The sequence below is a fragment of the Serratia sp. (in: enterobacteria) genome, from assembly GCF_052400455.1.
In the GTDB taxonomy this organism is placed as follows: Bacteria; Pseudomonadota; Gammaproteobacteria; order Enterobacterales; family Enterobacteriaceae; genus Serratia; species Serratia ureilytica.
Map to the genome: position 1 here is coordinate 2,238,864 of NZ_CP185812.1, position 11,952 is coordinate 2,250,815.

Here is an 11,952-nt window from a genome sequence, read left to right on the forward strand (position 1 = left end):
AATCTATCAATTAAATGATATTTTACGAGCATTTGCATTGATATTTCCGATTAATCCCAGAAGGATTGATCGATAAAATATATTGATATACGATGATACGCTAGCCATTCATCCTGTGGCATTAAAATGAACATCCAACTCGAAGCTGACTTTATTAGTAGCTATGTTTTTCAACCTGTTTACTCAATGGAGGGCGGGCTGTTGGCGGTGGAAATGTTGAGCCGTTTCAACAGTCTCGACGGTGATTTAGCCATGCCGGCCGAAATTGGGATTAATTTATTGGCGCCTGAACAAAGGATTGAGTTATTTAATGAGCAATTGAGACTGGCGGAGCAGCATGCTGCCTGGTTTACCGGTAACAGCGTGCAGTTGACCATCAATATCGAAGAAACCATCGTCGAGCTTATTCTTTCCGATCCGGCCTTGTGCCAGAGGATCCGGCAATATCCTTTTATTGCATTTGAAATGAGTGAGAGTTTTCCGAATCTTTCTGCCGGAAAGAACAATACGAGCGTGCGGCGATTAAGCGAATTGTTTACGCTGTGGCTCGATGATTTCGGTTCCGGTAAAGCCACGCTGACCGCGTTGTACGATGGTTTGTTTGACTACGTAAAGATAGACAAGCGTTTTTACTGGCAGCTGTTTACCCATCAGGGGTATGACGTGGTCATCGACTCGTTGTTAAAGAATATCAACCTGTTGTGTAAAGGCGTGATCGTCGGAGGAATAGAGAAAAAAGAGTACTTTAATAAACTCAGATACGCCGGTGTTTTAGGCCTGCAAGGTTTTTTATGGCCCAGCGTTGGTGTGGATAATCTGCAAGCTTTGCTGGCGATGCCCAGCGAGTTCAATAATTAAGAAGTGATACAAAAAAACTACACACAATGAGGTAAATAAGCGACGGGGTGATGTTTAGCGTGATTCAGTCGCCGTTATTCACCCACGTTTTTGCTGATAACCGCGTTTGTCAGCCGACGTTCAGCGCGTTTCCTCACGCGAAACCTCCCGCATCCGTTCTGGCGACAGGCGGATGCGTTCTCCCTGCATTCCTTCGGTGTTAATCCTCCCGTTCAGGCTCTACACTACGCTGAAACGGAGGGCCTATGCCGCAATTCGATAACGCTTACTATCAACAATTACCCGGTTTTTACACCGCCCTGAACCCGACGCCGCTCAAGGATGCGCGTCTGCTGTACCACAGTGAGCCGCTGGCGCGCGAGCTGGGGCTGGATGACAGTTGGTTTACTCAGGATAAAACCCCGATTTGGGCGGGGGAAACGCTGCTGCCGGGCATGCAGCCGTTGGCGCAGGTGTACAGTGGCCACCAGTTCGGCGTCTGGGCCGGGCAACTGGGCGATGGGCGCGGCATTTTGCTGGGCGAACAAGTCCTCGCGGACGGCAGTCACCGTGACTGGCACCTGAAGGGCGCCGGGCTGACGCCGTATTCACGCATGGGGGATGGCCGCGCGGTGCTGCGTTCGGTTGTCCGCGAGTTTCTGGCCTCTGAGGCGTTGCACCATCTGGGGATCCCCACCACGCGTGCGTTAACTATTGTCACCAGTCAACAACCGGTATACCGCGAGCAGCCGGAACGCGGCGCGATGCTGCTGCGGGTGGCGGAAAGCCATGTGCGTTTCGGTCACTTCGAACACTTTTATTACCGCAAACAGCCGGAGCAGGTGCGGCAGCTGGCGGATTTCGTCATCGCCCGTCACTGGCCGCAGTTGCAGGATCAGGCCGATCGTTACCTGTTGTGGTTTACCGACGTGGTCGAACGCACGGCGCGCCTGATCGCCCATTGGCAAACCGTCGGATTCGCCCACGGCGTGATGAACACCGACAACATGTCGATTCTCGGCATCACCATCGATTACGGCCCTTACGGCTTCCTCGATGACTATCAGCCCGGCTACATCTGTAACCATTCCGACCATCAAGGGCGTTACGCCTTTGATAATCAGCCGGCGGTGGCGTTATGGAACCTGCATCGCCTGGCGCAAACTTTGTCGGGGCTGATGACTGCCGAACAGCTGCAGCAGGCGTTGGCGGCGTATGAACCGGCGTTGATGCGCGCTTATGGCGAACAGATGCGCGCCAAACTGGGCTTCTTCACGCCGACGGCGCAGGATAACGACGTGCTGACCGGCCTGTTGAGCCTGATGGCCCAGGAAGGGCGGGACTATACCCGCACGTTCCGCCTGTTGAGCGAAACCGAACAGCAACAGGCGCAGTCGCCGCTGCGCGATGAGTTTATCGACCGCGCGGCCTTCGACGCCTGGTATCAGCAATATCGTCAGCGTTTGCAGCAGGAGCAGGTCAGCGACGCGGAGCGGCAACGGGCGATGAAGGCGGTGAACCCGCGGCTGATCCTGCGCAACTACCTGGCCCAGCAAGCGATTGAGGATGCGGAGAAAGACGACGTCGGCCGTTTGCAGCGGTTGCATCAGGCCTTGCTGCGGCCGTTCGACGATGCGCCGGAGTATGACGATCTCGCCGCTCTGCCGCCGGACTGGGGCAAACATCTGGAGATTTCCTGCTCCAGCTGAGATGAAAAAAGGGCGCCTCATGGCGCCCTTGAACGTTTCATTGGCGCAGATAGACCTGCGGCAACGACACTTCGGGATGATGAATCACGCCGAGATCGGCCTGGTACCAGCGGGTGAGGATTTCCGTCTGCAACACTTCCTGCGGTGTGCCGCTCGCCACCAGACGCCCCTGATGCAACAGCAGGATGCGGTCGGCGTACAGCGCCGCCAGATTGAGATCGTGCAGCACACAGCAGACGCCCAGCGGCTGTTGGCGCGTCAACGAGCGCAGCAGGCGCAGGGTATGCTGCTGGTGGTAAAGATCCAGCGCCGAAGTCGGCTCGTCGAGGAACAGCCAGGCGGGGGACGGCTGCGGCTGCCACAGCTGCGCCAATACCCGCGCCAGTTGCACCCGCTGCTGTTCGCCGCCGGACAGCTGACGATAGTCGCGCTGCGCCAGCGCCAGGCAATCGGTCTGCGCCATCACCTGTTGGATCGCCTGGTGCTCGTCGCGTTTGCCGTGCGGCGCGCGTCCCATGCTGACCACTTCTTCCACGCTGAAGGGGAACGCCAGATCGCTGTATTGACGCATCACGGCTCGGACTTTGGCCAACTGCTGCGGCGCCCAGTGTTCCAGCGGGCGGCCAAGCAGCCGGCATTCGCCGCAGTCCGGCGTCAAATAGCCGGTCAGCAAACGCAGCAGCGTCGATTTGCCGGCGCCGTTAGGGCCGATAATCGCCACCATTTCACCGCCGGCGAGGCTGAGCGAAACATCGTTGATCAAGCGGCGCGTACCGAGGCTGTAGCGCAGCTCCCGGGCCGTGAGGTTGGCGACGTTATCCACCTGTTCGCTCCCGCTGGCGCATCACCAGCCACAAGAAGTAAGGGCCGCCGATCAGGCTGGTCATCAATCCCACCGGCATTTCGGCCGGCGCCACCAGCGTGCGCGCCAGGGTGTCGCTGACCAGTAGCAGGCAGGCGCCGCCCAGAGCAGAGCAGGGCAGCAGCCAGCGGTGATCCCCGCCGAGGCGCATGCGCACCAGATGCGGCACCACCAGACCGACGAAGCCGATCACGCCGCTCATCGCCACCGCCGCGCCGATCAACAGGGCGCTCAACAGCAGCAGCTGCAGCTTGGCGCGCTGAACGTTCACGCCGAGGTAGTGTGCCTCTTCGTCCCCCAGCTGTAACAGGTTCAGACGACGCGCCTGCAGCAGCGTCAGCAGCGCCGTGGGCAGGATCAGCGAGGCGGAAACGGCCAGCGTCGGCCATTGCGACTGGCTGAGGCTGCCCATCATCCACAGCGAGAATTGGCGCAGCTGTTGATCGCTGCTGATGTAGGAGAGCACGCCGATGGCCGCCATGCACAAGGCGTTGATCGCGATGCCCGCCAGCAGCAGCCGCGACAGATTGCCGTGCCCGCTGCGGCTGATGCCGTAGATCAGCAGCGATACCAGCAGGCTGCCGAGGAACGCCGCCAGCATGTGGCCATACAACGCGATCGTCACCGGCAACGCCAGCGGCATCACGATGAACAGCGCGACAAACAGCGCGCCGCCGCTGCTGATGCCCAGCAGGCTCGGATCCGCCAGCGGATTGCGGAACAGCCCCTGCATCACGGCGCCGGATACCGCCAGCGCACAGCCGATCACTACCGCCAACAGCACGCGCGGCAGACGAATGTTGAGCCAGATGTGCCAGGCGGCGTCGCTAAAGGGTTCGCGCCACAGGGTGCCAAATGACAGCGTCAGCGCGCCCAGGTTAGCGGCGACCAGCGCCAGCAGCGTCAGCAGCACCAGCAGGCCGATGATGGCTAACTGAGGCGAGGTGCGACAGCGCATTACTTTTGCTCCGCCGCGTGGCGCAGTTTGGCCAGCGCAGCCGGCGTTTCCAGACCGAAGCCCAGCAGCGCCATGTCATCGACGATCAGCACGCGACGCTGCTTGCCTGCCGGCGTCAACGCCAGACCCGGCAATGTCCACAGTTGCTGTTCGCCGCCGAGGGTGCGCACGCCGTCGGTGGTGACCAGCAACAGGTCCGGCGCGCTGGCGATGACGCCTTCCTGCGACAGCGGGCGGTAGCGGTCAAAACCCTGCATGGCGTTTTTCAGTCCGGCGGCGGTGATCACCGCGTCGGCGGCGGTGTGTTGCCCGGCCGCCATCGGCGTAATGCCGCCGTGGCTCATCACAAACAGCACCTTGACCGGCAGCGGAGTGGTATCGACCGCCGCCAGCTGCTGTTGATAGCGCTCGCTCAACTGCTTGCCTTGCTCATCACGCTGCAGCGCGGCGGCGATCGCGGCGATTTTTTGCGGCACCGCCTGCAGGGTGGTGTCACCCGGCACGCTGACGACCTTGACGCCGCTGTCCGCCAGTTGTTTGAGCACCAGCGCCGGCTGCGCCAGCTCGGTCGTCAGCACCAGCGTCGGTTTCAGCGCCAGAATGCCTTCGGCGTTCAGCTGGCGCATGTAGCCGACGTCCGGCAGCTTTTTCACCGCTTCCGGATGCAGGCTGGTGCTGTCGCGGGCGATCACGTCGTCGCCGGCGCCGAGCGCAAAGGCGATTTCCGTCACGTCGCCGCCGATCGAGACGATGCGCTGTGCGGCGGCGGCGGTGAGCGGCAGCGTCAGCGTCACCATCAACGCCAGGCGGCGGATCAAGGAGGATTTCATGCGGCGATGTCCTTGGCGGCGAGCGCGGCGACCTGCTCGCGCCACTGGGTTTGTTCCGGTTGGCCTTCGGTGCGCTGGCCATACAGCTGCGCGATCTGCGTGCCATCTGCGGCGAACAGCTCCAGGCTGGTGACGATGCCGTCTTTGGTCGGTTTGCGGGTGATCCAGCTTTCGGCGATGGCGTTTTCAATCAGGTGCAGCGTGAAGCGGCGGTTGAACACGTTGATCCAGCCTTCCTGCGGCATCAACCGTTCGATCTGGCCGGTGAAAATCTGCACGCAGCCACGGTTGCCGACGAAGATCATGATCTCATTTTGCTGTTGCTGCGCCGCCTCCAGCAGTTGCGACAGCGCGCTGTTGTCCACCTGATAGGCCAGATCGTCGCCGACGGCGCGGAAGGCCTGCTGGCGCGTCAGCTTATTGCGGCTCAGCAGCTGGAAGAACTGGTGGACGTCGGTCATCGCGCGCCATTCAGCGTCGATTTTAGCCTGATCCTGCGTGGCTTCATCGGAGGTGGCCGCCTCGGCGGGCTGCAGTGCCAGCGCCGGGTTTTCTTCGCTCAGGTGGCGTTCCACCAGCGCCATCCAGGCCGGCAGATCGGTTTCCTCGGTGGTATAGACCTTGTGCAGCGCATCGCCCTGCGGGTCAAAGAACTGAATGCTGTGGCGCACGCCGCGCTTGTTGGTTTCGCTCATGGCGAAGACGCTGGTCCAGTGGTTGAGGAACAGGCGCAGATCCAGCTCGCGCGGGTTGAGGATCAGCCCGGCGTGGCCGTTGAGGTGCTGGTTGCGGTAGCGGCCCATCTGCTCATGCACCGCATAGCTGTTGCGGGTGATGGACTTGGTGACGCCCACTTGCTCGAGTTCGGTCAGCAACGTGCGGGCGTCGGCCTGCAGGCGGCGAGCGTCGTGGCCAACGCGGGCGTGCGTCAGTTCCGCTTCGCTGACGCCAAGGATCGCCGCCAGGTCGCGGGCGTATTTGCCGGGATGGTCGATTTTAGCCTGTTGGTAACGTTCGTACAGGGTGTTGCTCATGCGGGATTCTCCTGCGCTGTGATGCGAATGGCGGACACACCGGATGTCCGCCAGATAGTCAAATGATCACCACTGGTAGCTGACCAGCAGTTTGGCGTTGCGGCCATCCTGCGGGACGCCCTGCGGCGAGTAGTACTCTTTGTCGAAGGCGTTGCCCAGCACCACGGTGGTGGTGACGCCCTGCAGACGGTCGCGGCCTTTGTAGCTCAGATAGAAGTCGTTAACCCCGTAGCCGCCTTGCTCCGGCGTCCCCGTCTGCACGCGGGTGGCGCGTTCGGCGAAGGTGGCGACCCAACCGGCGGACAGACCGGTTTCGCCCAGCGGCACATCCAGCGAGCTGGTGACGGTGTCCGGATTGATGCTGCTCAACCAGTCACCGGTCGCTTCATTTTTGCCGCGGGTGCGGTTATAAGCCAAATCCCAGCCGAACCATGAGGTTTTATAGCTGAGCGTAGCGTCCCATCCCCAGATTTTTGCGCGATCGATATTGGTCGAGAAGGTGGTGCAACTGATGCAGTAAGGGCCGCGCGGGCCGCGTCCCAGCTCCATGGTGACGTCGGTTGTGATGTAATCCTTGGCTTTGGTATCGAAATAGCTCGCTTTGAACTGCAAGCTATCATCGGCGAGCAGCAGATCGTCGAAACGCAGACCAAATCCGTACTCTTGAGTTTCATTGGTTTCCGGTTTCAAATTAGGGTTCGGCACCCAATAGTTGGTGATGGTGGTAGGCCCCATTGGGATGGAGAAGTGTTTGGAGTCGTTGTACATCTCACCCATCGTCGGTGCGCGGAACGCCTGAGAATAGGAGCCGAACAGCATCAGCCAGTCGGTGGGGGTAATGCTGACTGCGCCGCGTGAGGACCATTTGTTCGCATCCACATCGGCATAGCCGTCACTTGAACCCTTGTAATTGTCATAGCGGGTGCCGGCGAGCAGGGTGACGGGCAGATCGCGCAGCGTGATTTCGTCCTGCAGCCAGCCTGAAGCGAAGTTGATTTTTGCGTGCGGGAAACTTTCGGTCGCTCCGCCCGGCGTTTGCTCCTGTTTGTAAGCCTCGGTGCCGTAGGTCAGCAGGTGCGAAGCGAAAGTATCTGCAAACAGGCGCGTGCGGTTTTCGAGTTTGGCGCCTTTAGTGGTTTGTTTGCGAGCTTCATCTTCGCTGCCGCTGGCGTGCGCGTTAATTTTCACGTCCGAGTAATACACTTTCGCTTCAGCATCCAGCCAATCCTGGCCGACCGGCTTCAGTTTGTAACTCAGAGCCGCGTCGCGTTGGATCGTCGAACGATCGGTCATTAAGTTTCCAGCGGAGCTGGCTGGCGTTTGTGGGTTTTTCGGCTCTTGGGCGCTGTTGTTGTAGTAACGAAGGTTGCCGCCCAGCGACTGGTTGTCGTCGATCTTCCAGGTGCCTTTGGCCAGCACGTTGTTGATGGTTTCGTCGTTGGGGGCATCGAAGCCATTGCCCTGGCGCAGATTGCCGACGTCGCGGGTGCCGAACGACAGCAGGCCGTCGAGGTTATCGGTCTTGCCGTAGGCGCTGGCGCCCATGCCCAAGCTGTGATCGCCGCTGCCGGCGGTGCCGTAGACGCGGAACCCGCTGTCGTGGCCTGGCAACAGCAGGTCGGCGGCGTCGACAGTTTCATAAGACACTACGCCACCCAGCGCGCCGCTGCCGTACAGCAGGGCAGAAGGGCCGCGCACGATTTCGATGCGTTTCACCAACGCAGGATCTAAAAATGTGCCGTTAATATGGCCGGTATCGGTGCCCTGGCGGATGCCGTCGACCAGCGTCAGCACGCCGCGTCGGTCGTAACCGCGCATCATGAGATCCTGCCCATTGCTGCGGCCGGAGCCCGTGACGGTAATACCCGGCACGCGACGCAGCATATCGGCAGCCGAGGTGGCGGTCTGGCTTTCCGGCGAACTGCCTTCGATGACCGTCACCATCATCGGCGCTTCAAAGCTGCTGCGCTGATTGCCGGTGGCGACCACGGTCATGGTTTCGTCAGCGGCTTTGGCTTTTTTGGCCGGCGTCGCGGGGGAGGAAGAGGGTGTCGTGCTGGTGTTTTGTGCCAAGGCCACCGTAGGCAGAGCGCAGGCAATCGCCAGACTCAACGCGGAAAAACGCAGCCGGGTGGAAAATGTCAGAGGCATGGTGCAACTCTCCGTATGTAATGAAACATATCAATAGATTTGCTGGCTGCCTGGATCACAAGATCGGGGTGGCTGGCGTTTGAGGATTCTGTGGTTATTTGGTCAGGATCAATTTCCCTGCCTTGGTCTGCCGCAGTTGATAGCGCTGGCCCTGATGGGTAATGAACGCGATGCCGTCGGCGCCGAGCAGCTGTGCGCTGTCGTAGCTGGGCGGCGCGTTTGCGCTGTGCTCGGTCGGGGCCGCGGCGGCGGGAGTTGGCGTGTTGGCAGTATCCATCATCTTTGTGCTTATAAAACAGACCATTAAATGGTAATTAATATCAAATTGAGAATCATTATCATGTGATGGAAAGGTTACATCAAGGAAAATTTTCTTACCGACGGAACCTTTTTGCCGAACGGACATCCGGCGACGGGCCGAACGCGCTCGGCCCGTAATAAAGAGGGGATTATTTCAGCAGGGTTTCGATACGGTCGAACAGACGCTCAGGTTTGGTGATCGGCGCAAAGCGTGTGACACGTTGACCATCGGCGGTGAGCAGGAATTTGGTGAAATTCCATTTGATGCGTCGGCTGCCCAGAATGCCGGGCGCCAGGCGTTTCAGTTCGTTGAACAGCGGATGGGCGCCGGGGCCGTTGACCTCTATTTTGTTGAACAGCGGGAAACTGACGCCGTAGTTGAGGCTGCAAAAATTGGCGATCTCAAGCGGACTGCCCGGCTCCTGAGAACCAAACTGGTTGCAAGGGAAGCCGAGCACCATCAACCCGCGTTCGCGATAGTATTGCCACAAATTTTCCAGCCCGCGGTATTGCGGGGTGAAGCCGCACTTGCTGGCGGTGTTGACCACCAGGTAAGCGCGCGCCGGGAAATCGCCCAGCGTTTTTTGCTCGCCCTGCAGCGTGACGCAGGGGATGGATAACAGAGAGTGAATCATGCCGGGGCTCCCAGTGCGTTGCGGCGGGTGTTAAAGGATTGCGATCAGTATAGATGAGCGAAACAGGGGAGATAAAGCCGAGGCGTGGCCCCGGCCTGCGATAGGCTAGAAGCGGCTATCGATGGCATCCGCCAGCATCGCCAGCAGCTGTTCGCTGTCGGACCAGCTCAGGCAAGGATCGGTGATCGACTGGCCATAGGTCAGCGGCTGGCCGGCGACGATTTTCTGCGTGCCTTCCACCAGGAAGCTTTCCGCCATCACGCCGGTGATGGCGGCAGAGCCGGCGCGGATCTGCTGGCAGACATTGTCGGCCACTTCCAATTGACGGCGATGCATCTTCTGGCAGTTGCCGTGGCTGAAGTCGATCACCAGGTGCTCCGGCAGATCGAATTCACGCAGGCTGTCACAGGCGGCGGCGATATCGCTGGCGTGGTAGTTCGGCGTTTTGCCGCCGCGCATGATGATGTGGCCGTACGGGTTGCCGCTGGTCTGGTAGATGGTCATCTGACCATGCTTGTCCGGCGACAGGAACATGTGCCCGGCACGCGCCGCGCGAATGGCGTCGATGGCGATGCGGGTGTTGCCGTCGGTGCCGTTTTTGAAGCCGACCGGGCAGGAGAGCGCCGAGGCCATTTCACGGTGGATCTGGCTTTCGGTGGTGCGCGCGCCGATGGCGCCCCAGCTGATCAGATCGGCGATGTATTGGCCGACGACCATGTCCAGGAATTCGGTGGCGGTCGGCAGGCCGAGCTGGTTCACCTCCAGCAGCAGGCGGCGCGCCATTTCGATGCCGCGGTTGACCTGGAAGGTGCCGTCCAGTGCCGGATCGGAGATCAGGCCTTTCCAGCCGACAACGGTGCGCGGTTTTTCGAAGTAGGTGCGCATCACGATCTCCAGGCGATCCTGGTAGCGTTCGCGCAGGGCGTTCAGCCGGCCGGCGTAATCGACGGCGGCGTCGAGATCGTGGATGGAGCAGGGGCCGATCACCACCAGCAGGCGGCGGTCTTCACCGGTAAGGATTTTTTCAATGCGCTTACGTGACGCTGTCACGTTATCGGCGACGGCCGCCGAGATCGGCAGCTTATCCGCCAACGCTTGCGGCGTGACGAGGCTGTCGATGCGCGCGGTCCGCAGTTCATCTGTTTTGTGCATGTTGTTCCCTGGAAACTGTTCTTCTCTGCGGCAGGAGCGCCGGGAAGTGATGGCGATCACAATAACGCAAAAAGCGCTGAATTCAACCGTAGAGATTGCGTTCTGTTGATCAAAGCCGCGAAAAAAAGCACAAAAAAATCAGCTGCTGCTGAAATAAACGGCAGGCGGCGGGGCGCGATGGCACCGTGGGGAAAGATCAGAACATGCGGCGGCTCATGCCGAGGATATCGAGGATTTTGGTGGAGATCTCTTCGACCGAATAGTTGGTGGTGTTGAGGTAGCGGATCTGGTTTTTGCGGAACAGCGCCTCGACCTCGGCGATTTCCATGCGGCACTGGCGCAAGGAGGCGTAACGGCTGTTTTCGCGCCGCTCTTCACGGATCGCCGCCAGGCGCTCCGGATCGATGGTCAGGCCGAATAATTTATGCTGAAACGGTTTCAGCGAGGCCGGCAGGTGCAAATTGTCCATATCGTCGGCGATAAACGGATAGTTGGCGGCGCGGATGCCGAACTGCATCGCCAGATAGAGGCTGGTGGGGGTTTTGCCGCAGCGCGAGACGCCGAGCAGGATCACCTGCGCCTGATCGAGGTTGCGCAGCGAAATGCCATCATCGTGCGCCAGGGTATAGTCGATGGCGGCGATGCGGGCGTCGTACTTGCCGAGATTGCTGGCGGTCAGGCCGTGGGTGCGGTTCGGCACCGGCGTCGGTTCCACATCCAGCTCGCCCTGCAGCGGGCCGACCAGCGCCTGCACGATATCCTGGCAGAAGCCCTGGCTCTGGACGATCACATCGCGCACTTCCGGCGAGATAATGGAGTAAAACACTAACGGGCGCACGCCGGTTTCATGGTAAATATCATCGATTTGCTGGCGAACTGCGCGTGCGCGGGCCTCGGTTTCGACAAACGGCAGGGTATAGGTGGTCGCCGTGACCGGGAACTGCGACAGCACCGCGTGTCCCAGCACTTCGGCGGTGATCGCCGTACCATCCGAAATATAAAAAACGCTTCTTTCCACCCGAGGCTCCTTACCTGAAAACGGTGTTCCTGCTGTCATCACTGTCAATATCATGGGCCGCAGACGATCCGTCGGTAAAGGGGCGAGAGAAAAAATTGTGACGACGGGGCGATAAACCGCCATGCGGCGGCGCGGGCGGAAAGCGCGATTAGCGGCCGTAAAAAGTGCGGCCCAGCGGCGCTTTTCCACCTGAAGCGCGAGTTTGCCGTTATTTTCACCAAAAACGGTAGCGTTTGCGCGGTCATTAAAACAGAAGTTTAAAAAGAACGTAATTTGTTGAGAACTAAGCTTTTCGTGCGTTTGGGAACGGTTCCCAGGCAAATCAGCCGGTTAGGACATTCTCTTAAAAACCACTTTCTTCAGTGGGTTGATCGATTCACCTTTCCATTTTCCCCGGATCAGTGTGCTAGTCTGATTCGGCTCCGCGTTTAGCGGCGCCGTAAAGCAAGCGAATTAAATCCGTCTT

General features: G+C 59.8%; 11 protein-coding genes. 2 read left to right on the forward strand and 9 right to left on the reverse strand.

Translation table 11 applies throughout. The annotated features are described in order from the left end of the window. Window positions 1–126: 126 nt before the first annotated feature. Together ACORQT_RS10925 and ACORQT_RS10930 are read left to right on the forward strand one after the other, a co-directional pair. The gene (locus ACORQT_RS10925; RefSeq protein WP_033642891.1) at window positions 127–858 is read left to right on the forward strand and encodes an EAL domain-containing protein; all 732 of its coding nucleotides are present in this window, start codon (window positions 127–129) and stop codon (window positions 856–858) included. A 245-nt stretch (window positions 859–1,103) separates the two neighbouring features. Beyond that, window positions 1,104–2,546, forward strand: a complete 1,443-nt coding sequence (locus ACORQT_RS10930; RefSeq protein ID WP_033642892.1) for a protein adenylyltransferase SelO — start codon at window positions 1,104–1,106, stop codon at window positions 2,544–2,546. A gap of 37 nt (window positions 2,547–2,583) precedes the next feature. Here ACORQT_RS10930 and ACORQT_RS10935 read toward each other — a convergent pair whose 3' ends face one another. The 9 genes from ACORQT_RS10935 to ppsR all read right to left on the reverse strand — a co-directional run bounded on the left by ACORQT_RS10935 (window position 2,584) and on the right by ppsR (window position 11,525). Next, the gene (locus ACORQT_RS10935) at window positions 2,584–3,369 is read right to left on the reverse strand and encodes a heme ABC transporter ATP-binding protein (RefSeq protein WP_047026206.1); all 786 of its coding nucleotides are present in this window, start codon (window positions 3,367–3,369) and stop codon (window positions 2,584–2,586) included. Next, the gene (locus ACORQT_RS10940) at window positions 3,362–4,366 is read right to left on the reverse strand and encodes a FecCD family ABC transporter permease (protein ID WP_044031352.1); all 1,005 of its coding nucleotides are present in this window, start codon (window positions 4,364–4,366) and stop codon (window positions 3,362–3,364) included. Before ACORQT_RS10940 ends, ACORQT_RS10935 begins: the two co-directional genes overlap by 8 nt. Further along, window positions 4,366–5,196 carry a heme/hemin ABC transporter substrate-binding protein gene (locus ACORQT_RS10945; RefSeq protein WP_047026205.1) on the reverse strand — a complete coding sequence of 277 codons (831 nt, stop codon included), beginning with the start codon at window positions 5,194–5,196 and terminating at the stop codon, window positions 4,366–4,368. The genes ACORQT_RS10940 and ACORQT_RS10945 overlap by 1 nt, the downstream gene beginning before the upstream one ends. Next, window positions 5,193–6,230: a hemin-degrading factor gene (locus tag ACORQT_RS10950; protein WP_033642896.1), complete on the reverse strand. Its 1,038-nt coding sequence runs from the start codon at window positions 6,228–6,230 to the stop codon at window positions 5,193–5,195. Before ACORQT_RS10950 ends, ACORQT_RS10945 begins: the two co-directional genes overlap by 4 nt. Before the next feature lie 66 nt (window positions 6,231–6,296). Beyond that, window positions 6,297–8,381, reverse strand: coding sequence for a TonB-dependent hemoglobin/transferrin/lactoferrin family receptor (locus tag ACORQT_RS10955; RefSeq protein WP_047026204.1), 2,085 nt, complete (start codon window positions 8,379–8,381; stop codon window positions 6,297–6,299). A 94-nt stretch (window positions 8,382–8,475) separates the two neighbouring features. Beyond that, the gene (gene hemP, locus ACORQT_RS10960) at window positions 8,476–8,658 is read right to left on the reverse strand and encodes a hemin uptake protein HemP (protein WP_016927944.1); all 183 of its coding nucleotides are present in this window, start codon (window positions 8,656–8,658) and stop codon (window positions 8,476–8,478) included. A 172-nt stretch (window positions 8,659–8,830) separates the two neighbouring features. Continuing rightward, window positions 8,831–9,316, reverse strand: a complete 486-nt coding sequence (locus ACORQT_RS10965) for a glutathione peroxidase (protein WP_033642898.1) — start codon at window positions 9,314–9,316, stop codon at window positions 8,831–8,833. Window positions 9,317–9,421: 105 nt separating this feature from the next. Then, complete coding sequence (locus ACORQT_RS10970; protein ID WP_033642899.1) at window positions 9,422–10,468, reverse strand: 3-deoxy-7-phosphoheptulonate synthase; 1,047 nt, start codon at window positions 10,466–10,468, stop codon at window positions 9,422–9,424. 196 nt (window positions 10,469–10,664) lie between these two features. Further along, window positions 10,665–11,525: a posphoenolpyruvate synthetase regulatory kinase/phosphorylase PpsR gene (gene ppsR, locus ACORQT_RS10975; protein WP_160880175.1), complete on the reverse strand. Its 861-nt coding sequence runs from the start codon at window positions 11,523–11,525 to the stop codon at window positions 10,665–10,667. Window positions 11,526–11,952: the final 427 nt, after the last annotated feature.